22 protein-coding genes are annotated in these 24,879 nt (G+C 37.0%); 16 read left to right on the forward strand and 6 right to left on the reverse strand.

Annotation, left to right across the window (positions count from 1 at the left end; translation table 11 throughout):
- Positions 1–162 precede the first annotated feature (162 nt).
- The 7 genes from ACOYVE_RS03185 (at position 163) to ACOYVE_RS03215 (ending at position 6,920) form a co-directional block, all read left to right on the forward strand.
- The gene (locus tag ACOYVE_RS03185; protein ID WP_014855265.1) at positions 163–747 is read left to right on the forward strand and encodes a hypothetical protein; all 585 of its coding nucleotides are present in this window, start codon (positions 163–165) and stop codon (positions 745–747) included.
- On the forward strand, positions 740–1,141 hold the full coding sequence (locus ACOYVE_RS03190) for a hypothetical protein (protein ID WP_041355784.1): 402 nt from the start codon (positions 740–742) through the stop codon (positions 1,139–1,141). Before ACOYVE_RS03185 ends, ACOYVE_RS03190 begins: the two co-directional genes overlap by 8 nt.
- A gap of 160 nt (positions 1,142–1,301) precedes the next feature.
- Entirely contained in the window at positions 1,302–1,955 is a 654-nt protein-coding gene (locus tag ACOYVE_RS03195) for a hypothetical protein (RefSeq protein ID WP_014855264.1), read from the forward strand.
- A gap of 579 nt (positions 1,956–2,534) precedes the next feature.
- A complete protein-coding gene (locus ACOYVE_RS03200) occupies positions 2,535–3,644 on the forward strand; it encodes a carbohydrate binding domain-containing protein (protein ID WP_041355782.1) in 1,110 nt (369 codons plus the stop codon).
- Between the two features lie 194 nt (positions 3,645–3,838).
- Complete coding sequence (locus tag ACOYVE_RS03205) at positions 3,839–4,807, forward strand: hypothetical protein (protein WP_041355780.1); 969 nt, start codon at positions 3,839–3,841, stop codon at positions 4,805–4,807.
- A 193-nt stretch (positions 4,808–5,000) separates the two neighbouring features.
- Entirely contained in the window at positions 5,001–5,981 is a 981-nt protein-coding gene (locus ACOYVE_RS03210; RefSeq protein ID WP_014855261.1) for an integron integrase, read from the forward strand.
- Positions 5,982–6,191: 210 nt separating this feature from the next.
- Positions 6,192–6,920, forward strand: coding sequence for a cytochrome b/b6 domain-containing protein (locus tag ACOYVE_RS03215; protein ID WP_422880751.1), 729 nt, complete (start codon positions 6,192–6,194; stop codon positions 6,918–6,920).
- Between the two features lie 303 nt (positions 6,921–7,223).
- Here the strand turns inward: ACOYVE_RS03215 and ACOYVE_RS03220 are convergent, their stop codons facing one another.
- Genes ACOYVE_RS03220 through ACOYVE_RS03245 form a run of 6 tightly spaced genes read right to left on the reverse strand, consistent with a single transcriptional unit; the run spans position 7,224 to position 14,664 of the window.
- Positions 7,224–8,120: a cation diffusion facilitator family transporter gene (locus ACOYVE_RS03220; RefSeq protein ID WP_014855260.1), complete on the reverse strand. Its 897-nt coding sequence runs from the start codon at positions 8,118–8,120 to the stop codon at positions 7,224–7,226.
- 13 nt (positions 8,121–8,133) lie between these two features.
- Positions 8,134–8,937, reverse strand: a complete 804-nt coding sequence (locus ACOYVE_RS03225; protein ID WP_041355778.1) for a cation transporter — start codon at positions 8,935–8,937, stop codon at positions 8,134–8,136.
- A gap of 1 nt (position 8,938) precedes the next feature.
- Positions 8,939–9,280: a P-II family nitrogen regulator gene (locus ACOYVE_RS03230; RefSeq protein ID WP_014855258.1), complete on the reverse strand. Its 342-nt coding sequence runs from the start codon at positions 9,278–9,280 to the stop codon at positions 8,939–8,941.
- 44 nt (positions 9,281–9,324) lie between these two features.
- The gene (locus tag ACOYVE_RS03235; protein WP_041355776.1) at positions 9,325–12,420 is read right to left on the reverse strand and encodes an efflux RND transporter permease subunit; all 3,096 of its coding nucleotides are present in this window, start codon (positions 12,418–12,420) and stop codon (positions 9,325–9,327) included.
- A 13-nt stretch (positions 12,421–12,433) separates the two neighbouring features.
- Positions 12,434–13,375, reverse strand: coding sequence for an efflux RND transporter periplasmic adaptor subunit (locus ACOYVE_RS03240; protein WP_014855256.1), 942 nt, complete (start codon positions 13,373–13,375; stop codon positions 12,434–12,436).
- A gap of 23 nt (positions 13,376–13,398) precedes the next feature.
- On the reverse strand, positions 13,399–14,664 hold the full coding sequence (locus ACOYVE_RS03245; RefSeq protein ID WP_422880752.1) for a TolC family protein: 1,266 nt from the start codon (positions 14,662–14,664) through the stop codon (positions 13,399–13,401).
- A 740-nt stretch (positions 14,665–15,404) separates the two neighbouring features.
- Here ACOYVE_RS03245 and ACOYVE_RS03250 point away from each other — a divergent pair.
- The 9 genes from ACOYVE_RS03250 to ACOYVE_RS03290 all read left to right on the forward strand — a co-directional run bounded on the left by ACOYVE_RS03250 (position 15,405) and on the right by ACOYVE_RS03290 (position 24,781).
- The gene (locus tag ACOYVE_RS03250) at positions 15,405–15,977 is read left to right on the forward strand and encodes a TetR/AcrR family transcriptional regulator (RefSeq protein WP_014855253.1); all 573 of its coding nucleotides are present in this window, start codon (positions 15,405–15,407) and stop codon (positions 15,975–15,977) included.
- A gap of 173 nt (positions 15,978–16,150) precedes the next feature.
- Positions 16,151–16,279, forward strand: a complete 129-nt coding sequence (locus ACOYVE_RS03255) for a hypothetical protein (RefSeq protein WP_264358293.1) — start codon at positions 16,151–16,153, stop codon at positions 16,277–16,279.
- A gap of 48 nt (positions 16,280–16,327) precedes the next feature.
- A complete protein-coding gene (locus ACOYVE_RS03260; RefSeq protein ID WP_081489438.1) occupies positions 16,328–17,221 on the forward strand; it encodes an MBL fold metallo-hydrolase in 894 nt (297 codons plus the stop codon).
- A gap of 14 nt (positions 17,222–17,235) precedes the next feature.
- Entirely contained in the window at positions 17,236–18,258 is a 1,023-nt protein-coding gene (locus ACOYVE_RS03265) for an aldo/keto reductase (RefSeq protein ID WP_014855251.1), read from the forward strand.
- A gap of 58 nt (positions 18,259–18,316) precedes the next feature.
- Positions 18,317–19,267, forward strand: coding sequence for an SDR family oxidoreductase (locus tag ACOYVE_RS03270; RefSeq protein ID WP_014855250.1), 951 nt, complete (start codon positions 18,317–18,319; stop codon positions 19,265–19,267).
- A 21-nt stretch (positions 19,268–19,288) separates the two neighbouring features.
- Positions 19,289–19,801 (forward strand): hypothetical protein, encoded by a 513-nt coding sequence (locus tag ACOYVE_RS03275; RefSeq protein WP_014855249.1) that lies wholly within the window; start codon positions 19,289–19,291, stop codon positions 19,799–19,801.
- Positions 19,802–19,822: 21 nt separating this feature from the next.
- On the forward strand, positions 19,823–20,488 hold the full coding sequence (locus ACOYVE_RS03280; RefSeq protein ID WP_014855248.1) for an NAD-dependent epimerase/dehydratase family protein: 666 nt from the start codon (positions 19,823–19,825) through the stop codon (positions 20,486–20,488).
- 249 nt (positions 20,489–20,737) lie between these two features.
- A complete protein-coding gene (locus ACOYVE_RS03285) occupies positions 20,738–21,943 on the forward strand; it encodes a dicarboxylate/amino acid:cation symporter (protein ID WP_014855246.1) in 1,206 nt (401 codons plus the stop codon).
- Positions 21,944–21,994: 51 nt separating this feature from the next.
- Complete coding sequence (locus ACOYVE_RS03290; protein WP_014855245.1) at positions 21,995–24,781, forward strand: glycoside hydrolase family 2 protein; 2,787 nt, start codon at positions 21,995–21,997, stop codon at positions 24,779–24,781.
- The last annotated feature ends 98 nt before the right edge of the window (positions 24,782–24,879 follow it).

The raw sequence follows: 24,879 nt of genomic DNA on the forward strand, positions 1-24,879 counted from the left end.
TGCAACCGGCTTGTATCCTTGAATCCGCCTGCGTTAAAACTTCTGCAGACATGTTTACAAACTTGTTGCTAAATTGTTGTTGTTGTTCTTTTATTGGCATCGTTGTTCGGGGCGGTGGGTTAGGCGCAACGCCGTTATACAAATAATTAATTGGAGTATATTATGGAGATAACTATCAATTTTAACTTAAGCGACGACGATGAAATCGAATTATCAAAAATAATAGGTGTTGAACGCCAAGAACTTCCAAGTGCTATTGCTCCTTTTTCTGTTGCTGCAATTGAAGAATTGGTAACTATGTTTCTTGGTAAAAAGGTTTTTAGTCGTGGTAGCGATATTTTGGAATATCGCTTATTTTTATTAATTGTACATGCTTTTAACGGCCAGATTCCAGATGAGCAAGAAGTTAGTAAACTATTTCAAACAACTACAACAGGTAGCCGTTCTCTAATTAGGGCAGTTATGTCGAAATATCAATATCAACTTAAATCTTTTATTGAACGAACATTAATAAATCTTTTAGATAGTGCCGTCGTATCAGAGGAGCGTGATTGTTTATTTCTCTCAGTCCATAATCTGAATTTAGTGGATGAATTAAATCGAGAACTTTCTGAAATAGATACAAATTTGCCACCTGTACAAAAAAAACGTGGAAGTGTTTCAACATATATTGTTTTTCCATCTTCCTATAACAGACTATGTGAACGCTTTGGAGTGACTCCAAAGCAGTTAGTAGAAAATGAGTGATTTATTATCTGCATCAAGCATTTTTTTAGCCGTTTTGGGTTTACTTTATAGCTCTTGGTATTCAGATATCAGAGAAACAATAAATATATCTATTCCTGAATTTAAAGAAGACAGGAAAGCTGTACGTGAAAAAGTTCGAGAAATATATAAATTTAGGATATTGCCAATTGCGGTGGGTTCTTCTATATTAACATTAATATTAATTCCAGATACAGTTAAAATTATTATTTGGTCTTACAGTGCTTACAAAAACCTAAAAATTGATGGTTTCAACAATTATAATGCTGTAAATACATTATTTGTTGCTTTTTTCTTTTTCACAGTTGGGATTTCGATACATACAATCAAGTTAACAATAAAAATTAGACAAAAATACAAAAAAGTACTTAAATAATTTAAATATATAACAAATGACTCAACTTGACCGGTGGGGCTGTGCGTTTTTTCAAGATTTATATCCCACAGAAAGCTCTTTGGTTTATTAAAGTCTGTGCTACGCAAGCCTGCGGCAGGTTAGCCAAAACGTTATACGTATAGAAAAGGGAAATAATATTTTGTTTGATTTTATTAGTAAAAATCCAGAATTAGTTACAGTATTGTTTGGTGTCGCTAATTTTCTTTGGGCGATATTTCTTTATTTCAACAATAAAAAACATCAGCAGAATATTGAATCATTAAAACATAGTCTTAATTTGGACCTTGAACGACGTAAAAAAGTTTTTGAAATGAAAGTAAATCAATTTGAGAAGTATTATCGATTAATAGACGAATTCGGTAAAAAATATTCAGTGGATTTGCCTAAGAAATTACAACCGATTTTTACTGAGTATTACGATAAATTTTTAAAAGCTGAAATGGAGAATAATAAAGAGGAAAGTCGAAAAATTATTGTTTGGTTCGGCGATCAAATTGGTAATCTTATGTTAGATATAAATGAAAACTATGTAAGATTGAATTCTGAAACAAATAGTCTAAAACTAACCTCAAGTGATAAATTGGTAGATATTCTCAATGAATTACAAAAATGTTATGAAGATAGTTTTAATTTATCGAGTGAATTCATTTCGAAATTTCAAGAGATTTTACTTACACAAAACCAAGTTTTACAAAATGATTATCAAAATAGAATGAAAGAATCAGCGATGAAGTTAAAAAATAAATCTGATGAATTAATGGCAAGGATGAGGTTTGAGTTAACAGAAATATAGTATAACCAGCAAATCAACCCGGACGCGTTTTAAACGCAGCCGAACCTGCCCACCGAAGTCTTGACGCAGGTGGTGGATTTGCTAAAGAGAAGTTTAAAAAGAAAATAGACTTTTAAAAATAGAAGTAAATAAATAATTAAGTCGCGCCGATTTCAAAGCATCCTCCTTCGGCGGACAAAATTTAAGCGGCGCTGCAAATTCTCGGCAGTTGCGGCTGACTCGGCGAAGCAGTTTTGGGCGCCGGTTATTTGCAACGCCGTTAAAGTTTTACAAAAAATATTTGATTGACATTATTTTTAGATTTGGTTAATTTCTCATTAAAATATGTGTATTGAGGGAATCGAGGGAACAATTGATGACCTTAAAAGAAACTAAAGACAAGCCAAAGCTTCTTAATCAAGTAAGGATGGCGCTAAGAACGAACCGCTGCGGTATAAAAACTGAAGTATACACCGGCCGGTTTAAACGTTTTATTTTGTTTAACAATAAATGCAAAGAGTATGCAGAACCGCCATGTATACTATAGGGATTTGGGTGGGTTAAATAATAGTTTTTCATAATTTAATTAGAGTTATTCTGATGAGAAATCTGGTCATAATGATAGTATTCTTGGCACTATTCGTAAGTTGTAATGAAAAGGGTACAAACCATGAAACTAAATCATTCAAAGTTTCAGGGAAAATACTGTATAAAAACAAACCTCTTGAAAATGCAACTGTTTCACTCAACGACATGCTTAATTTTACTACTCAATCTGATGTCAATGGCAATTTTCAGATTGATAATGTTCCTCAAGACAGTTATAATCTAAAAGTTCAAAAAACATTTGAAAATGGATCATATTTATCCACAAATTCAACACTTGAAGTCAATAACGATATTTATCTGAATGCTTTAAGGTTACCAACAGGTGTAACGTTGTATCCAGCCCAAAATGTTACTGATTCTGAAGCACTTATATCGTGGTCGCCGACAGATGCCAATGATTTTAGGGAATATAAATTGTTTAGGCACACTTCCCCCGGCATTGATGAAAATACAGGAAGCTTAATATATGTTTCTACATCTATCAATGATACAATATTTACCGATATAAATTTAGAGCCGCTTAAAACTTATTATTATAGAATATATCTTATGAACGAATATGGAAAATTAGGAGGCAGTAATATTATAAGTATTGTCACTGAAAATAGGAATATTATATCAAATGGTGATTTCGAAGAGGTCGGAAATGATTCATTACCAACAGAATGGATTTTCAGAGATAATAAAGACATTTATAAATTGGTACAAAGCGATGAATCATATAGTGGAAATAATTATTTATTAATTAATCCTACAAGATATGTATATGATTTAAGTTGGGGCTCATTGAGATATAGAGTCCCGTACACAGAGCTTGTTTCAGGTTCGCAGTACACTATTTCGTTTTGGTATTTTGTAGAAGAATTAGAAGGTAATTCTCAATTAATGATTGAATTTAAACCAGAACAATTAACATTTATATTTGATACTATAACTGGAGAAGAGAAAGGAATATGGAAGAAATATGAAAGGACATTTACTGCACCATCGAATATTTTTTCTGATTATTATTTAGAGTTTGAGACGCAGGTAAATATACCTTACAATAATGAACTTTGGAAGGTTAGAATTGATGATGTCAGTCTAATTAAAAAAGAATAATAATTATGTATCACCAGCTTTCAAAGCCGACCGCCTCTTCGATGCGGTAGTGTGGTGTGGTTATCGGCATTCGTTTGCAAAATAAGTTTGTATATAAAGTAGGATTATTAAACAAAGTTGATTTAAATATTAAAAGACAGTTTGCAATTGTAGCATTGAATTTTTGAACTTCGCCTTCGCCACTAAGCTGTCATGTGCAACCAAAAAGTGAGAAAAAAGCGGTGCTTTCAATCAAAAGATATCGATTAATAATTGTGTTACCAATTATTCTTTTTCAATATGGATGTTATTCAAATGTTGTTCGTGATTATTTTCAACTTTCTAAAGTTTTAAGTCCAGAAAATAATTTTACTTTTAATGAAACTGCATTTGGTCGCTACCACCAATTCTATGACGACCATAACTTTAAAATCTATTTCGACTTTAGTCGATTGGATTTAGGAATATATATTAGGAATAAAATAGACTCTACAATGGAAATTATCTGGGATAGTTCAAAAGTTATTTCTAATTACGATCTTCTTTATTATCTGATAGATTATAATCCTAAAGGCTTTATTAATGATTATTTTAATATTAACTGGGAAGATAGTTCTAATAAAATCACTTGTGAAATTTCAAAGCGAGTGCAAAAGCCTATGATTATAGATACAACCGATGGTTCCGTAAAACTTGGCGGTAATATTTTTTATGGTTTTGGATTTAATAACTTTAAATTATATTCTGATAAATATATTAATATTAATTGGGAGTTCACTACTGATAAAATAATTATGATAATCGAAAATCGGTCTAATGCTACTCCCATAATTAAGAAAGATAAAGGTATTTTCTTGTTAAGAAGAAAAAAATTATACAAAATTTGTCCATTATCATTACAAAACCAATTATTATCAACAACTGATAAATCAAAGAAGTCTTATTTTATCCCCAACAGTAAAATATTAGGGAAGCAAACATTTTATGATGACATAATTACGAACGCTATCGATGAGGACACTCCATATTACTTCTCAAGTCCCAGAAGTTTTTTCCAATTCACCAAGGATAATTTCGAATGCAAATCAATTCAACTGGAATTGTATCTTAGACAAAAAAATATAGTTAATAAATATGTTTTTATATTTAATATAGAAGACTATCAAGTGTTGAGGAAAGGTTAATTTAATTAAATACACATAACATATTCTTCAAGCTGATCTCATCGTTATACTTAGGCTTTGAAAATGTTCATAATGTTTTTATTGATGTCAGGTTAAACACAACGCGCTATTGTTTTATGTAAAATTTTTATCGAAATTATTTTAGAGCTGATTAAATTCAAGTAGAATAGATTGCGTGTCGGGGTAATAATTAATGATCTTCAAAGAAACTAAAGACAAGCCCAAGCTTCTTAATCAAGTAAGGATGGCGCTAAGAACGAACCATTACAGTTTAAAGACTGAAGAAGCATACATCGGTTGGATAAAGAGATATATTCTTTATCATAATAAACGCCACCCAAATGAAATGGGCGCCGAGGAGATAAAAAAATTTATATCATTCCTTGCAAATGAGAAAAATGTTTCCTCCTCAACCCAGAACCAGGCATTAAATGCAATTTTATATCTTTACAAAAATATAATTAAGAAAGAAATAAATTTTGTTGATGGAATAAGTTACGTAAAACGAATAAGACATTTGCCGACAGTATTTACAAGAGAAGAAGCTCAAAAAATAATAGCAGAGTTAGAAGGAGTAGTTCAGTTATTTGTTAAAATGTTATATGGAACGGGAATGAGACTAAGTGAAGGATTACAACTAAGAGTTAAAGATATTGATTTTGAGGCAAAACAAATTACGGTTCGAGATGGTAAAGGTGAGAAAGACAGAATAACAATATTACCGGAAAAATTAATAGAGCCGCTAAGGGGTCATATAAAAAAAGTAAGGAATTTGCACTTGAAAGATTTACAAAAAGGTTTTGGTTTTACGGTTTTGCCATATGCATTAGAAAGGAAATATCCCAATGCATCAAAAGAATTTATCTGGCAATATGTTTTTCCGGCCAAGAGTTTTATTTATGATAAAGAAAGGAAGTTAAAGTACAGATACCATATACATGAATCAGTTATTCAAAAAGCGGTTCGAAGTGCAATACAAAAAGCAAATATAAATAAACAGGGAAGTGTACATACATTCAGGCACAGTTTTGCAACTCATCTATTAGAAAGTGGAGTTGATATTAGAACAATACAGGAATTACTCGGGCATAAATCTATAAGAACAACTATGGTTTATACTCACGTTATGAATAAATTTAAGGGAATAAGGAGTCCGCTTGATAATATTCTTTAATAGCGTGTAGACTATGTGGAATTTTAAGAAGAAAATGTTTGAAAACAAAGAATTTTATAAGAATAGAAAAGAATATAGTATGCATAACCGCCATGCATACTATACGGAATTTTGGCGGGTTAAATAATAGTTAGGCAAATAATCATCAGAGGCATTAACTTGTTGCTATTTTTTAAAAAATAATTATAATGAAATAACTAGGAGATTAATATGAAGAAAATACTAGTATGGGATATTCCCATTCGACTTTTTCATTGGGCTTTTACACTATGCATTTTGATTGCTCTCATTATAGCGTTATTTGTTGATGATGATTCTACATTATTCAGCTATCATATTTTTTTTGGTCTCTCTGCCGGCTTTCTTTTAGTTATACGACTTATCATAGCCATAATAGGAACACGTTATGCAAGATTATCCGGTCTCTTTTTTAGTCCATCAGAAACTTTTAAATACTTTTTAACTTCAATTAATAAAAATTCACGAAAATATGTTGGACATAATCCGGGTTCAGCAACAGCAGCATTGATTATGTTTATTATGGTTATAGGTTTATTAATTAGTGGATTGAATATTGAATCAGAATTTATGGAGGAGGTTCACCCTATTTTCGCTTATGTTTTACTTGGAGTCATTTTGCTTCACTTATCTGGAATAATATTATATACAATAAATCATAAAGAGAATATCGCTTTAAGTATGATTGACGGTAAAAAGGTCGGACTAGAAGAATTTGGAATAAATAATTCCCAAGGTATAATCGGATTGGTATTAACTATTTTTGTTGGGTTATGGTTTATTGTTTTGGGAAATAATTTCACTTCATCAAATACAACTTTAAAGATACCTTTTGTTAATAAAACAATTAACCTTGGGGAAAATGAAAATGAGAATAGAAGCATAGAAAAAGATGAAGAAGAAAATGAAGACGATGATTGAGAGAAAACTTTAGTGTTAGAAATATTTGCCTAACCAGTGCTTCAACCCGACAGCGTTTTCGCATTCGGCATTTTTATAATTTTAATGTTGTCGTTCCGTTTCGGCTAACTTGTTCAGCTTGGTTTTATTAAACGAAATTTTATAAATCATTAATGTTAGTGCCTCTATTCGGCAGTCTTGTTCTGGGCTGCGGGTTAAGCACAACGTTATACCGCTGCAATTTTCATATGAATTTACGTAAATAATTACTGACTGCAAGCAGACATAATGGGAATTAAGATTGTTGCGTACGTAACTTAATTTTCAAAATTGATTCTGATTACAATTATTATTCTCAATATCCTCTATCTGGATCGTAGTATGAACAATGTTAAATTTATGATATAAATCTTCACTAATATTCTTGATAAAATTGTTTCTTTCATATATGCCAATGTAAACAAGGTGAACAGTCAAAGCAATCTCAGTAGTGCTCATTGCCCAGATATGCAAGTCGTGAACTTCTTTGACTCCTTCTAATGAACTTAAGTAGGATTGAACCTTTTCATAATCAATACTTCTCGGCACCGCGTCCATAGAAAGATGTAATGAATCTTTTAATAAGCCCCAGGTTCCGATTGTAATTACAACAACGATAACAATACTTATAATCGGATCAAAAATATACATTCCTGTAATGTTTATAATCAAACCGGCAAGTACCACGCCAAGCGAAACCCCCGCATCGGCAGCCATATGCAGAAAAGCGCCTTTAATATTTAAATCTTTTTCGCTCCCTTTCAAAAATAGCAATGCGGTCAAAGTGTTAATAAATACTCCAATGCCGGCAACAATTATCATAGTTGTACCGCCGACCGGCTCAGGTTCTATAATCTTTCGAATAGCTTCAATTGTTATGGCTCCCACAGCTATCAACAAAAGAACAGCATTAAATAAAGCCGCAAGTATGGTAGCTTTTCTTAATCCGTAAGTTCTGTTTTTTGTAACGGCAGTTTGAGCAAGGTAAGCTCCACCACATGCTAAAATTAAACCAAGAACATCGCTAAAATTATGTCCGGCATCCGCTAATAGCGCCGTCGAATTAATTATAAGCCCGTATGTGACTTCAACTATGATGTAAATGATATTTAATGCAATACCAAATCCAAATGCTTTGTTATAATTTTCCACGTTGTGCGAATGATTATGTTCATTTGACAATATCTCTTCTCAATTACTTTGCTATTTTTAATATTCTAAAAGCTCCACGAGCAACAACAATAAAAACAATACTTCCGATAATTAAATCCGGCTTATTAGATGAAAGAACGTTTACAAGAAACCCCGCAACTATTACCCCAAGATTAACAACAATGTCATTCGACGTAAATATCATACTTGCTTTCATATGAGCTTCGTTGCTTTTATGCTTTTGTAAAAGATAGAGACAAATAATATTGGCAACGAACGCAAACCCGGCAACTATCATCATTGTTTTATAGTCCGGCAATTCCTCAAATCCTAAAAAACGCCTTAGTACTTCCATAAATCCCAAAACAGCCAGTCCTAATTGAATGTAGCCGCTTAACTTTGCGATATTCTTTTTTCTTGCGACCGCTTTACCAACAGCGTATAGACTTAATCCATAAACCGAGGCATCGGCAAACATATCAAGTGAATCAGCTGCCAGTCCCATTGATTTCGAAATCCAGCCGAACGTCATTTCGATTACAAAAAAAACAGCATTAATTATTAAAACAACCAATAACACTTTTTTTTCATTTCGATTAGCCGATGCGTTTTCGGTTATTGTATTTTCATCATATACTGAAGTTTCAATTAACGTCGAGTCAAGATTGAGTCTGTCAAGTTGTTGTGTAATATCATCGCCTTTATTTTTGTGTATGATAGTCAACATTCTATTTTGAATATCAAATTCAAGATTTTTGATTCCATCAATTTCTTCCAGCTGCATTCTTATTAATTTTTCTTCGGACGGACAATCCATTTTTAAGATTTTGTAAACTGATTTAATCATTTCAGATTGCACTCTCCCCTCTTTCATTCGTTCTAATTTTTACAACTTCTTCCACATCAATTATAAATATTTTCCCATCGCCTATATTTCCGGTATGAGCAGTCTGCTGAATTGTATTTACAACATTTTCAACAAGATTATCTGGCACAACAAGTTCAAGCTTGACCTTTTTTACGAATTCGTGTATTCCTTCGCGTACCGGATCAGTTGAATTCTTTGCCTTCGATTTACCAAAACCTTTTATTTCCGAAATAGTAATCCCGGGCAGCCCTTCTATTTTGTGAAGTTCGGTAATAACATCGTCCAATTTAAAAGGTTTTATTATAGCTTTAATTTCTTTCATAATACCTCCAAATTTTAGGCGGCAATAGATGCCGCCTTTTAAAATTATATTTCTTCATCAACTAATTTAACCTGGAACCATTTATAAAGTGCAGGTAAAACAATCAATGTTAAAATTGTGGATGTAAACAACCCGCCAATTACTACAGTGGCTAAAGGACGTTGAACTTCCGAGCCCGTACCGGTAGAAATTAGCAACGGCAGTAATCCGAGCATGGTTGTTAAGGCTGTCATCAAAACGGGTCTCAGCCTAAGCTTTGCTCCTTCTATTGAGGCTTCGTCAATTGATTTTCCTTCACGAATTAATTGGTTAAGGTAAGTTACAAGTACCATTCCGTTCTGAAGGGCAATTCCGAAAAGAGCTATAAAACCAACGGAAGAAGGCACAGAAAGGTTTAATCCCGTTAACCATAAAGCTATAACACCTCCAACCAAAGCAAGTGGAATGTTAATAAAAATCAGTATGGTATTTTTTAGAGAATTGAAGCTAGAATAGAGCAAGAAAAAGACAATAAGCAAAGTAATAGGAATTACTATAGCAAACCTTTTATTTGCTTCTTGCTGAAGTTTGTATTGTCCGCCCCAAGTAGTGTAATAACCAACCGGAAGATTAACCTGTTCATCAATTTTTTTCTGAGCATCTTCCACAAAGCTGCCAATATCCCTTCCAACAACATTACATTGAATTGTAATAAAACGTTGATTTTGTTCGCGGGTTATTTGTCTGGGACCTTCAATTTCTTCAATATCTGCAATTTGGCTTAGAGGTACCTTCATCCCGTTTGGAGTGGTAATAAGCAATTCTTTAATTGCAGATTCATTCTCTCTGAATTTGGGAGCGAAACGGACAAAAATATCGAACCGGCGAATACCCTCGAAAATTTGGCCTGCTGTTTCTCCACCAATTGCGGTTCTTATTACTTCTTGCACATCGGCTAAGTTTAATCCATAGCGGGCAATTGAATGCCGGTTAACAGTAATTTTAAGCTGGGGCTTGCCACTTATTTGATCCACTTGAATATCGGCAGCACCGGGAACAGTTCTAATAACGGAGGAGATTTCGTCGGCTTTGGATTTTAATTCCGCAAGATCGTCTCCGAAAAGTTTTATTGCAAGTTCAGCCTTTACACCTTCGAGAAGTTCATCTACTGTCATTTGAATTGGTTGAGTGAAGTTAACGAGAACGCCAGGGAAATTTGAAATTTTCTTTCTAATTTCATCTTCCAATTTTTCCTGAGTCATTCCGGGACGCCATTCATCTTCCGGCTTGAGTAGAATATAACTTTCCACGCTATTTATAGGATCTGTATGCGCGCCTACTTCTCCACGACCAACCCTACTTACAGTACCCTTAACCTCCGGCACTTGCATTATTCTTCTTTCTATCTTAAGAGCAGTTCTCTTGCTTTCCTCAAGTGAAATTGATGGAGCTAAAGCCATACGTACAACAAGAGTTCCCTCTTTAAGAGTTGGTGTAAATTCCGAACCAAGTTTGGGAAAGATAATAAATCCGCTTACTAATATTACAATAGATAGAACAATGGCAGCAATTCTATTCTTCACAAAATATTTAATTACCGGAGAATATACTTTTAGTAAACCTCTTACTAAAAAATTCTCTTTCTGCGATTTCTTTTTGTTAGTTCTACTTTTTAATAGATAAGATGAGTACACCGGTGCAAGAAACATAGCAAAAATCAGAGAACCAAACATTGCCAATGCAATAGTGTAGGCGAGAGGTTTAAAGGTTTTTCCTTCAACTCCTTGGAGTGTAAACAATGGAATAAATACAGTAATAATAATAATAATGGAAAATATAATAGGTCTTAATACCTCTTTTCCCGCTCTTGCAACAACGTGAATAAAGTTTTCATCAGGCGAAGATTCTCTTTTTAACCTATCTATGTTTTCTACCAAAACAATGCTGCCGTCAACCATCATTCCAATGGCTATTGCAAGTCCGCCAAAAGACATAAGGTTAATCGATAATCCGAAATATTCCATTCCGATAAATGAAAATAGAACAGAGAATGGAATTGAGAGGGCAACAACTATGCTGGGTCGAAGAGAGCCCATAAATAAAACAAGTATAATTGTAACCAGCAAAATACCTTGTAATAGTGCATTAGTTACTGTACTAACTGCAGCTTCTACCAACGATTTCTGTTCATAGTATGGAACTAACTTAATACCTTCGGGTAAAGATTTATTAATTTCCTCCATCTTTTTTTCAACTGCAGATATAACAGTAGAAGAATTTGTTCCGAAAAGCTTAACAACTTGACCGGCAACAATTTCCGTTAATCCATTTCTTGTTTGAAGACCTCTACGAACTGCGCCGCCAATTTTTATATCAGCTACCTGATTTAAATAAATTGGTGTACCGTCGTTCGTTTTTATCACTATGTTTTCAAGGTCTTCTATTTTTGTTGCTAATCCCACAGAGCGAACAATAAATTCTTCAGCATCTCTTTCAATAAAAGATGCGCCAATATTTAGATTATTCTTTTTTATTATATCTACAATCTCGTTAACGCCAATGTCGTATCTTAATAATTTATTCGGGTTAAGAACTACATGAAATTGCTTTTCGTAACCTCCAATGCCCAGAACCTCTGTAACACCGGGCACGGTTTGAAGCTGATATTTTATTATCCAATCTTGAATACTTCTTAATTCTTCAGCAGAATATTTACCTGTTGTATCATCCAAATAATAGAAGAGAACCAACCCCATACCGGTGGATATAGGACCCATTTGAGGATCGCCAAAACCATCTGGAATTTGCTCACGAGCTTCTTGTAATCTTTCATTTACAACTTGTCTTGCAAAATATATGTCTGTACCGTCTTCAAAATAGATATTAACAACACTTAATCCGAAGTTAGAAACAGAGCGAATGTTTTTTAGGTTTGGCAAACCATTCATTGCCGTTTCAACAGGAAAAGTAACATACTTTTCAACTTCTTCCGGTGCAAGTCCTTCTGTTTCAGTGAACACTTGAACCAAAGAAGGTGATACGTCAGGAAAAGCATCTATAGGCAATCTGTTATAACTCATATATCCGCCTGCAAAAACAACCAAAGCCAATACGGCGAGGAGCAGACGGTTCTTTAGGGCAAAATCTATAATTTTATTCATCATCTCCTCCTTATTAGTGACCGTGGCCGCCGCCGAATGACTCTTTCATTAATTCCGATTTAATGACAAACGCTCCCTCGGCAACATAAGTATCACCGAGATTTAATCCTCTTAATATTTCTGCGTAATGTGAATTTGTTTTCCCGATTGTTACCTGTCTGGGTTCAAAGCCGTCTTTATCTTTTACAAAAACCACTTTTCCGCCTTCAAAATTTTGAATAGCATTTAGTTTTACGGCTTTTTCAACTTTGGTTGAACCTGTTGCTACCTTTGCTGAAATAAACATACCGGGCTTCCAAAATCCGTTTGAATTGTTCAACTTAACCCTGGCCGTGGAAGTTCTGGTTTGTTCATCAACAGTAGGACTTATATAAAATATTTTACCTTTAATCCCATTCTCAGGATTGTCAAAATAGACAATAGCATTTTGCCCTATTTTGATTTTATGCAAATCCTTTTGGTAGATGTTTAACTCTGCCCATACACTATTTAAATTTGCGATAGTCGCGGCATGTTTTTCATCTCCGATTAATTCACCCGGCGTCATGTGTAAATCTAAAATTATGCCGTCAATTGAAGATTTAACTTCATAGGGAACTAAACTTGCATTGCTTTCTATAATTGCGATAACATCGTTTTTCTTTACTCTGTCGCCAATTTTTTTGAATACTTTTTTTACTATTCCGTTAAATCTTGGAATAATATGAGCTGTATTATCGGGAATTAGTACAATTTCTCCCGTTAAATCGGAATGTACCTGAATATTTTGAGGAGCAACCTTATCTAGCTTAATTCCCAATTCTTTGAATTGATTTGCATCTATATTAACTACTTCCGAATGTTTTTCTGTTTCGTTGTGTCCTTCTGTATTAACTGTATCATCATTCTGTCCATCAGAACATCCGGCTATAAAAAACAATAATGATACTGTGAGACATATTACAATTATTTTCATCTTAGATACTCCTTTATTCTTTATCATTTTATAAATGTCTTCCCTGTTAAATTTTCCAGTTCAATTAAAGATTTGTAGTAATCAGCCAACTCAAGCCAGTATTGAGCTTCTGCATCAAATAAAGTTCGTTGCGCATCCAACAGATCTATAAATGCAAACCTTCCCTGCAAATAACCCTGTCTTGTAATTTCATAAGCTTTTTCCGATTGGGGGATAATTTCATTTTTCAATCTTGTAGAATTATTGAAAGCGCTTAATAAATTATTTAAAGAGGAATTTATTTTTGAAATAACCAGAAGTTTGCTCGCTTTTTTTATTTCGTCAACTTGGCGCAATAAAACTTCCGCGGATTGAATGTTGCCCTGGTTTCGGTTGAAGAAAGGAAGAGGTATCGAAATACCGGCGACAAAGGAATGTGTATTAAGTTCTCGTAAATATCTCACGCCGCCGCTAACAGTTAAATCGGGTACCGCTTGGGATTTTTCAAGTTCAAGCCTTGCCGCTCTTAATACTTTTTCGGTTTCAATAATCTTGATGAGCGGGATTTCTTCTAAGCCAGCAATTACATCTTCTCTATCCGGGGGTGAAAAAATATTTTCATAAAAATCAAATACCGGCTCATACCGCTTTGCAGTTGTTCCAAGCAAAGAGCTTAAAGTTGACGAGGCTGATAATGATTCTCTCTGAAGCCTGTCTAATTCAATACGGCTGTTAATCAGGGCTACTTTTACCTTTGATTCTTCAGCCGGTGAAGTTTTTCCCGCCTTAACTTGTTTTACTATTGTACTCATAATATCCTCGTTTAATTTTATGAATTTTTTCTGAAGCTCAATCTGTTTTAATATTCTATAGAGGTTAAAAAAGGTTTCCTTCACATTAGAAATCAACTCTATTTTCCTAAGTTCAAACTCTCCTTTTGCGGCATTAACTTCATTTTCGGCAAGAGCAATCCGGCTGCTTCTTTTTCCGCCAAGCTCAAAAAGTTGACTTGCATATAAAGTGAATTCGCTCCCTTTAAATCCGCTTAACTCTTTTCCGCCGAGAAAATTCTCCGCTTCGAAATTCGCCTCGGGATTTGGAATTAGTCCGGCTTGTATTTTTTGTTTGTCCAGCGATTTAATCTCATATTCGTAAACAGCCAGATTAGGATTATTTTTCAACGCAGTTTCAATCGCTTCATTCAATTTAATTTTCTGACGACCTACTTCTAATGAATCTTTTGCTTGTTGCGCGCTTACGGAATAAATCGCAGTGAACAACAAGAGAATTAATACACTTGTAAAGCGCATAGTATCTCCTTTTGAACTAATAAATTATTGCTTAATTATAATGGAATCTAAAATATGGGTAGTATTAAATAAGTAGCAGAACGGTTTTGTACGAATCTAATTGGGGCGCGCGATCAATATCGTTTTTATTTAGAGCAATAAAATCTTTTTTATCTGCCGAGTAAGATGTGTAATTAATATTCAGAACAGCAGTAGTCAACGAGTTAGTCTTGTTAAGTGTTATTGAATATTTTTCATCACAATTTTCTGAAACCGTTATATCTTTACAAAGACCGCAATCTTCATCAATGTTATTTTCCGTATATTCTACAGTCATCAGTGAACTTGTTGAATTGCAGCAATTCTCTGTATACGAAACGCTTTCAAGTACAACACTGCCATCATTTTCGAAACATAGAACGTAATTTTGAAATACGATGTGAGCAAGCACTAAATGCAGCATAAAAAGAATCAGCACGAAACTTTTGAATATAATTGATTGTGCAAAATTCTTAATCATATTTTTTCTTTTGGTTTTCAATAGTCAAAATATATTAAAGTATCCTATAATATGCAAGCTAATATTACTGCCAAATCCTTATAACAAGAATTATTCTACTACATCAATATTATTCCGTCGGGATATTAAGGCGGTTAGAAGTTCGGCGCAGGATTCCCCGCGCCGCCCGGCTTTTAAAAAAATTAGCAAAAATATTTTAAAAACACTTGCATATAAGTGAATGTTCGTTTATTTTTGTGGCATGAGAATTCAAGACGAAAATAAAAAAGAGGCTATCTTCAAAGCGACGGTAAAACTTGTGAACGAAATCGGGTTTGTTTCGAGTTCCGTCTCAAAAATTGCCAAAGAAGCCAACGTATCGCCCGCTACCATTTATATCTATTACAAAAACAAAGAAGACCTACTGACTTCAACATACCTTCAAATTAAAAGGCGGATGGGAAAGGCGATGCTTAAAGACTTTAATGAAAACGACCCTGTAAGAGATATTTTCTATAAAATATGGATTAACACTTCTGATTTTATATACAAACATCCCGAATTGGCAAATTACGCAGAGCAATTCCAGAATTCTCCGTATTACGATTCGGTCGATTCTAAAGAAGCGGAAAGCAGTTTCGAACCCATGTTGAAGGTAATTAAAAAAGGAATAGAACAAAAAATTATTAAAGACGTAAGTCTGGAAATCATAGGGGCGTTTATTTATTATCCGGTTTTTATATTGTCAAATCCGCGCCGAAACCGTAATAACGCCCTAAGCAGGAAAAACGCGGAGAAAGCTTTCCAACTTGCCTGGGACGCAATTAAATTATAAAAAATTTTTACATAAAAATAAATGAACGTTCATTATATAACGGTATGATAAAGATGAGTCGTAATCGTAAAATAATTGTCATGGTCGCAGGTATAGTTGGGATAATAATAATTTCCCTCTTGGCGCTCGGATGCGCCCACAGCGGCGCCTTATATAATCAAGGAGACTTTGCTATGCAAAAGATAAAAAATTCAAAGCAGTATCGCGATGGAAAATTTTACAATGAAACCCCCTGGGGGCAGCCCGCTGTTACAGGTTATGCGGAATCGCTATGGAAATATTTCTTCAGCGGGGGAGAGTGAGTTCCCCGTCGATCCCTTCCGAGAGCGCAAGCGGATTTGAGCCATTTTATGAGCGGGGATTCGTCACGTCTTTCCGTTACTTGGCTTGGTCATTCCACTTTGCTTATTAATTTGGATGGCTATCGCATAATGACCGACCCGGTGTTGGCAAAACGGATTTCGCTCTTCGGTCCGTCTCGTTATAACGGCGATGCGCCGGTAGAAATAGATCAGATACCTCAACTTGATATCGTAGTAATTTCCCATAATCATTACGACCATCTCAATCGCCGGACTATTGAAAAACTACGCGATCGGGTGAAACGATTTGTTGCGCCACTTGGCGTCGGCGCTCAATTGATTAAATGGGGCGTTCCCGCCGAGAAAATTGTTGAGATGGATTGGTGGGATGAATTGACGATTGACGGTCTGTTCGTTGCGTGCACGCCTTCTCAACATTTTTCCGGACGTGGGCTTTTCGACCGCGATAAAACACTGTGGGCTTCTTTTATTTTGAAAGGCGCATCGCATAAAATTTATTTCAGCGGTGATTCCGGTTATTTCAAAGGATTCGAAAGAATCGGGCAAAAATACGGACCGTTTGATATAACATTTCTAGAGTGTGGCGCTTACGATTCTAGCTGGCATCATATTCATATGTTTCCCGAAGAAACTATACAGGCTCATCTTGACCTTGAAGGCAAAGTTTTGCATCCGATTCATTGGGGCACGTTTAATCTGGCGCTGCACGACTGGTATGAACCGATGGAGCGATTTTTAGCCGAAGCAAACCGGAAAGGAATTCAATATGCGACGCCAATTGTAGGCGAGTCTACTCTATATCCGAATAGGCTGCCTCAAAAAAACTGGTGGAGACTGAAGGAGCCGGAACAAATTAAATATGAGAGCAACGTGGGTTTTCAAAACAAAATAACAATTAGTAAATCGATTAATTCAATATAAAGGGAGAATGAAAAATGAAATACAAACCGTTGGGAAACACCGGTCTTTATGTTTCTGAACTTACGCTCGGAACAATGACCTTCGGTGAAAAAGAAGGACCTTTTGCGCAAATGATCGGCGCAACCGGACAGGAACTTGCAACTAAGATGGTAAATTTATCCTTGGATGCCGGAATAAATCTTTTTGATACCGCCAACGTTTATAACTTCGGCGAATCTGAAATTATGCTCGGAAAAGCGTTGGGTAGCAAGAGAAAAGAGGCGCTTATTGCAACAAAGGTTTATAACCCGTTCGGCAAATCAGCAAACTCGCTTGGCGCAAGCAGACTGGCGATTATGCGCGAAGTCGAAGCCAGCTTGAAACGGCTTGGAACAGATTATATCGACCTTTATCAGGTTCATAACTGGGATACAACAACGCCAATAGAAGAAACATTGCGCGCGCTGGATGATTTAGTCCGCCAGGGAAAAGTGCGGTATATCGGGTTATCTAACTTTAACGCTTGGCAAATCGCAAAAGCCGACGGCGTTTCGAAATTATATAATCTTGAAAGGTTCTGCTCCGTTCAAGCCTATTATTCATTGGTTGGACGTGAATTGGAAAGAGAAATTCTACCCGCGGCAATTGACCTCGGTTTGGGTACTTTAATCTGGAGTCCTCTGGCAGGCGGATTTTTGAGCGGCAAATTCACTCGTGAAAGCGAAGCTGAAGGAAGAAGAAAAAACTTCGATTTTCCGCCGGTCAATAAAGAGAAGGGATTTGCCGTTATTGACAAATTAAAAGAGATTGCGGAAAGCAAAAACGCTTCCGTAGCGCAAATTGCTTTAGCTTGGCTCTTACACAAACAAGGCGTAACAAGCGTAATAATCGGAGCGCGGAGGGAAGAGCAATTGATTGACAATTTAAAATCAGTCGATATTGAATTGACCGACGAAGAAATGAAACAGCTTGACGATGTAAGCGCAATAGCGCCTGAATATCCAAACTGGTTGCCATCAATGAAGCGGGGCGACGATCTGTTTAGCAGATTTACCTAGAGGTAAAATGACTTTATTCGATTGATGTATACGATAAACAAAATAAGGAATAGGAGAATTGAACAAAAATAAATTCGGATCAAAAGGCTGGACGCCTGAGCGAATCGGTTCGCTCATAAGAAAAATATACGTAATCACAGGCGCTACCAGTGGGACGGGTTTTGAAGCGTCAAAAATACTTCTTTCCAAAGGCGCTAAAGTTGTTATGTTGAACCGTAACGTTCAAAAATCCGCAGAGGTAATCGCCGGGCTGAAAAATGAATTGGGCGACGATATAGACGCATTCTCTATTCAAATAGATTTGGGAGACCTGGCTTCGGTGCGAAAAGCCGCGGAGGAAGTTCTGGAAAATGTCCCGCGAATTGACGCTCTGATCTGCAACGCGGCAATCGCACAAGTGCCCAAACGGCAATTGACCGTTGACGGTTTTGAAAGTCAACTGGGAGTAAACCATTTCGGTCACTTTCTGCTGCAAGGTTTGCTTTTCTCGCTCATTGAAAAATCAAAAGGACGCATCGTGACGGTTGGCAGTATGGGTTATAAGTTGGGACTAAAAACTATCAAATTTGACAACTTGAACAGGGACAAGGATTACAATGCGAACGACGCTTACAGCCAAAGCAAATTGGCGCAGATTATGTCCGTCTATGAATTGCAAGACAGATTGAAAAAAGCCGGCAGGAACGATGTGAAAGTTTATGCTTGCCACCCGGGCGCTTCCAGAACTTCATTGATTAAAACAAGCGGCAGCTTGATTATGCGTTTTATATGGTTTTTGATGACGCTGTCTCCTTTTGTACAATCAGCCGTAAAAGGATCATATCCGGAAGTAATGTGCGCTACAGAAGAGGACCTGAACCAAGAAGGGTTTTATGGGCCTACCGGACGGGGTTACTGGACAGGCCCGGTTGGAGAATGCAAATTGGAACCCTTCGCAAAGGATAAAAAGGCAGCGGAGAAATTATGGGATATTTCAGAAAAGGCTGTTGAATTTAAATGGAATTTATAAATTAAAAAAGCAGGAATTAAAATGGATATTTTAAAAACAGCAACGGAATGGGCGAAAGCAGAAGCTTTTTCAACATCATTTTTTATCCTGTTCGGAGTAATGTTCTTAGCTGCAAGCGTAGGTTTTGGGCAATTGGGAAAGACTGAACTAGCCAAAGCATATATACTCCCTACGCTGGTGGCTGGCATCTTGCTTTTAACAATTGGACTTGGATTATTCATTTCAAACAATTCAAGAGCCAAAAGCTTTCCTGCAGAATACAGCAAGGACACATCTGCTTTCGTGCAATCGGAAATAACCCGTGTCGAAAAAACAATGGAAGAGTATCAAACAATTGCTATCAAAGTTTTTCCTGCAATCATTGCCGTGGCAGCTTTGTTAATTATTTTTATCGACAAGCCAATTTGGCGGGCTATCAGTATCACAACAATTGCAATGTTAGTGGTTATTTTACTCGTAGACAGTAACGCTAATGCCAGACTCAAAGTCTATAAAAAGCAATTAGAATCAGTAGAAATAAAAGAAATAAATTAATTTGATAGTTTAATTAGCAGTATGAAAAAAATTAAAGCAATCATAACAGGTGCAACCGGAATGGTCGGAGAAGGCGTTCTGCACGAATGCCTTCTGCATCCTGAGGTAGAATCCGTATTAGTAATAAACCGCAAAACCTGCGGAGTAGAGCGCGATAAATTGAAAGAAATTATTCTCAAAGATTTTTTTGATCTTTCATCAATTGAAAAAGAGTTGAAAGGATATAATGCATGTTATTTCTGTGCAGGCGTTTCATCAATCGGTAAAAAGGAAGAAGAATACAAACACATCACCTATGATTTAACAATCAATTTTGCAAAAAAGTTATTAAAGCTAAATCCGGATATGACCTTTTGTTACGTTTCAGGTTCCGGAACTGACAGCACAGAAAAAGGAAGAATAATGTGGGCGCGTATTAAAGGTAAAACGGAAAACGATTTGCTCAAATTGGGATTCAAAGACGCTTATATGTTCAGACCGGGTTATATTCAGCCTATAAAAGGATTGAAAAACACTAATAAAGCCTATAAATTGTTTGCGCCGCTTTATCCCGTTTGGAAAGCGTTGTTTCCCAAATTTGTAGTTACTCTTGAGGAGCTGGGGAAAGCGATGATAAATGCATCGCTTTACGGATATACTAAAAAAATATTAGAATGTGAAGATATTGCGAAATTAGCTACGGAATAAAGTTGTCGTCCCGCTCATTTTTTATTTCTTACTTTTTAGAAAAACTATTTTCGTAGAAATCTAAATAGTTGCCGCTCGCCAGATTCAAATGGGCTTGGATTCTTGCTAACTTCTCTTCTACTTTATGCCCGTCCCTCTCTTTTTATTATATTGAGATTATAATTTTCCCGGTTAAATATCGGTCTTTGAGTCTGAGGCGAAGGACTGTCGGGAGAACTCTTTTTTCCGTTAAAAATTCGGGGTGTTTTTATGAAGTTATTGAAATCTCTCACTTTCTGGATTTTTGCCGGTTTTGTATTCGGCGTTTTATTCGGCTATCTCTTCAGGGAAAGCATTCTGCCCGTTGCAAATCCGGCGGCTGCGATTTTTATCAATTCTTTGAAAATGATTGTAATGCCGATAATCATCTTTTCGATTGCCAGCGGAATTTTGAATATCGAATCCGGGAAGGAATTGAGGAAACTAGGCGTTAAAACATTCCTTTATTATGTCACCACCACAACGCTTGCCATTATAACCGGGCAAATTCTCGTTACGCTCGTAAAACCCGGTTCGAACGTTACGAATCTCGTATCGGCAAACGTGGAAAACATTCCCGCCGCAGAAGGAAGCATTCTCGATATCCTGATCGACATTATTCCGACCAATCCGATCAGTGCAATGGCGGAAGGCAATGTAATTCAGGTAATCTTTTTTATGATTTTGTTCTCGCTGATCATTATGCGGTTTCAGGATAAATACAGGACGTTTTATAACGACTTTTTCCAGGGCGGATTCAATATAATGATGGAAATGGTGCGCTGGATTATCTGGCTTGCGCCCGTGGGCGTCTTCGGAATTGTAGCCGGCATTGTGGCGGAAACCGGCTTCGATGCGATTATCGGATTGATGAAATATTTCTTTACCGTTCTCGGAGGGCTCCTTTTCCATGCCTTTGTGACTCTCCCGGTAATTCTTTCCATGTTCGGAGGAATGAATCCGTGGCTTCATTTCAAGAATATGCTGCTTGCCATCGAGACGGCGTTTTTTACGAGCTCTTCGATGGCTACTCTGCCGATTACAATGGAATGCGTAATCAATAACGATAAAGTGGAACCGAAAGTTGCTAATTTCGTACTGCCGATAGGAGCCACGGTAAATATGGACGGAACTGCGCTCTACGAAGCCGTAGCCGTTATCTTTATAGCACAGGCATACGGCATAGAACTGACTTTTATTCAATTAATTATCGTATTGTTAACGACGGTTCTGGCTTCGATCGGAGCGGCGGCTATTCCGATGGCCGGCTTCGTTATGATTACGATTATTTTGAAAGCCGTCGGTCTGCCGCTCGAAGGCGTCGGACTTGTTCTGGCAGTCGACAGACTCCTTGATATGGTGCGTACGACGGTAAACGTATGGAGCGATTCGTGCGGCGCTGTCGTGGTAAACAATCTCAGCCGGAAGGAAACATGACGTTAATACGGTATTGTTTTTATTAACTTTCAACAAATACGAACGGGCAAAATGAATTATAAGTTTATTAAACTGTTATTTACAACTTCCCTGATTCTTGCCGTTTTATCATGCGGAAGCGAAAAGCAATTCGTCAGGAATTCAATCGATCTTTCGGGGACGTGGCAATTCGAACTCGATCCGGATAATAAAGGGATTGATGAAAAATGGTACGCCGGGGATTTATCCGATTCCGTTTCGCTGCCGGGCACAACCGACTCGAACAAAAAAGGATACATCAATAACGATACGACGACTCTCCATTTGAACAGGGAATATAAGTACGAAGGCGCGGCGTGGTACCGCAAGAAAATTGTAGCGCCCGATAATTTCAAAGGCAAGCATATAGTACTTACGCTCGAAAGAACAAAACCTTCGACGCTCTGGATCGACGATAAATTCATCGGCAATTCGTACTTGCTGCAGTCGCCGCAGCGCTATGATATTTCAGACGTTCTCACTCCCGGAACTCATTTCATTACGTTGAGAATCGACAACGACCTCAAACTGACTCCTTACGGCAACGCTCATATTTACAGCGACGACACTCAAACCAACTGGAACGGAATTATAGGAAAGATATTTATCGAAGCGACAGAAAAAACATTTATAAAAGGTTTGAGCGTTAAGCCCGATATCGCTAATAAAAAAGCCGCTGTGGAAATCAAACTCGAAAACGGATTGGAGATTCCAGAAATCGAAGTGGAATTAAAGATGTCGTTAATCGAGGACGGAAGAAAAGACGAACTCAAGTCGATCGAATATAAAGTTAGCGCGGACTCCGTAATTCGCGTCGCATATTATTTCGACGAAAGTCCGAAATTATGGGACGAATATCGTCAACCTCTTTACGAACTGACCGCTCTTATCAAAAACGGAAAAATTATCGACGCCAAAACGGTTAAATTCGGGATGAGAGAATTCAAAGCCGAAAGAAAGCAATTCTCTGTAAACGGAAGGAAAACGTTCTTGAGAGGCAAACACGACGCGGCTGTTTTTCCGTTGACCGGTTACACTCCCACGGACGTCGAAAGCTGGATGAGAATATTCGAAATTGCAAAGTCGTACGGGATCAACCATTACAGATTCCACAGCTATTGTCCGCCGGAAGCGGCATTCGAAGCCGCCGACCGCGTGGGGATATATCTTCAGGCTGAACTCCCTTTCTGGGGCGGACTCGAATCCGACTCGGTCGCAGAACGCCTTAAAAAAGAAGGCGTCGGTATGCTGAGCAGTTACGCCAATCATCCTTCGTTTGTAATGTTCGGCGCGGGCAACGAAATCTGGTCGGGACATGAACGCGTTGTGAAGATTATAACTGAATTGAAATCTATCGACTCGACTCTGCTCTATACGACGGGCGCAAATAACAATATCGGGTATCGCGAACCCGAAGAAATTTCCGACTATTATATCGGCGCCAGAACTCCTTACGAACGCGATACAGTATTGACACACCTGCGTCTTTCGCAGGCTTTTGCAGATTCCAGAGAAGGGGGAATTCTTAACGGTTTTTATCCTTCGACTCGAATAAATTTCGACTATCCCGTAAGCAAAATCAAAATTCCGGTTATCAGTCACGAAGTGGGGCAGTATCAGATTTATCCGGACTACTCCGAAATTAAAAAGTACACGGGAGTTTTGAAGCCGTGGAATCTGGAAATATTTCGCAAAAGAATGATTCGGAACGGCTTGGAGGATATGGATAAAGAATTTAGAAGAGCCTCCGGCGCCTGGTCGGCTATCTGCTACAAAGCCGAGATGGAAGCCGCATTGAGAACAAAGAATATGGCGGGGTTCCAGTTGCTCGATCTGCAGGATTTTCCCGGACAGGGTACGGCGCTGGTCGGTATTCTCGACGCGTTTATGGACGGTAAGGGCGTAGTATCGGTAGATAAATGGAAACAATCCTGCAACGACGTCGTTCTGCTGTTGGAATTTCCCGGGTATTGCCGGCGGTCGAACGAGATTTTCGAAGGCAATTTAAAGATTGCAAATTATTCCGATAAAAAAATCGAGGATGATATCGAATGGGAATTGACCGACGGGAAAAATATAATTGAATCGGGAGTTATAAAGAATTACGTATCCGAACAGGGAACGCTGTCGGACGCCGGAAAAATTGAAATTAAACTCTCGGCAGATAAACCCTCCCGTTTTAATCTTAAGTTGAAATACGCTCAATACGCAAACGAGTATCCTCTATGGGTTTATCCTTCCGAAAAAAATAGAATTGATTTTGGGGATATAACCGTCGCCGATAAAATTGACGAGGCAATAATTGAAAAACTCCGCGGCGGAAATAAAGTATTGCTTTTCCCCGATCATAAGACGATTGAGAATAAAAGTTTGGCGGGGCTGTTCACTCCCGATTTCTGGAATTACGGCATGTTCAAAAGCATAAGCGAGAACAACAAAAAGCCCGTATCGCCGGGCACGCTCGGAATTCTTACCGACCCGGATCATCCCTTGTTCGAATATTTCCCGACGGATTTTCATACGAACTGGCAATGGTTTTCGATTATTAAAGCCTCGCGTCCGTTGATATTGAACAAACTAAAGAATTATAAGCCGATTGTAAGCGTTATCGACAATCTCGAACGGAATTACAGACTCGGACTCATTTTCGAATTAAAAGTAGGAAAAGGCTCGCTGCTTGTGTGTACGGCTGATCTGGAAAAAATCACAGATTATCCGGAAGCGTTCAGTCTTTATAAATCGATTGTGAATTATATGAAGTCGGATGCGTTCAACCCTTCGTATAGCGTCGACGAAAGACAATTGAAAGAACTGTTTTGAATCTGCGCGGATTGATAAGATTTAGAAATAATATTTAGATTATGTTTTTTATTGTTGCTTCCAGTATAAATTCGAAAACTAACGCTTAAAAGATTATT

This window comes from Melioribacter sp. (genome assembly GCF_049325435.1).
Classification (GTDB): domain Bacteria; phylum Bacteroidota; class Ignavibacteria; order Ignavibacteriales; family Melioribacteraceae; genus Melioribacter; species Melioribacter roseus.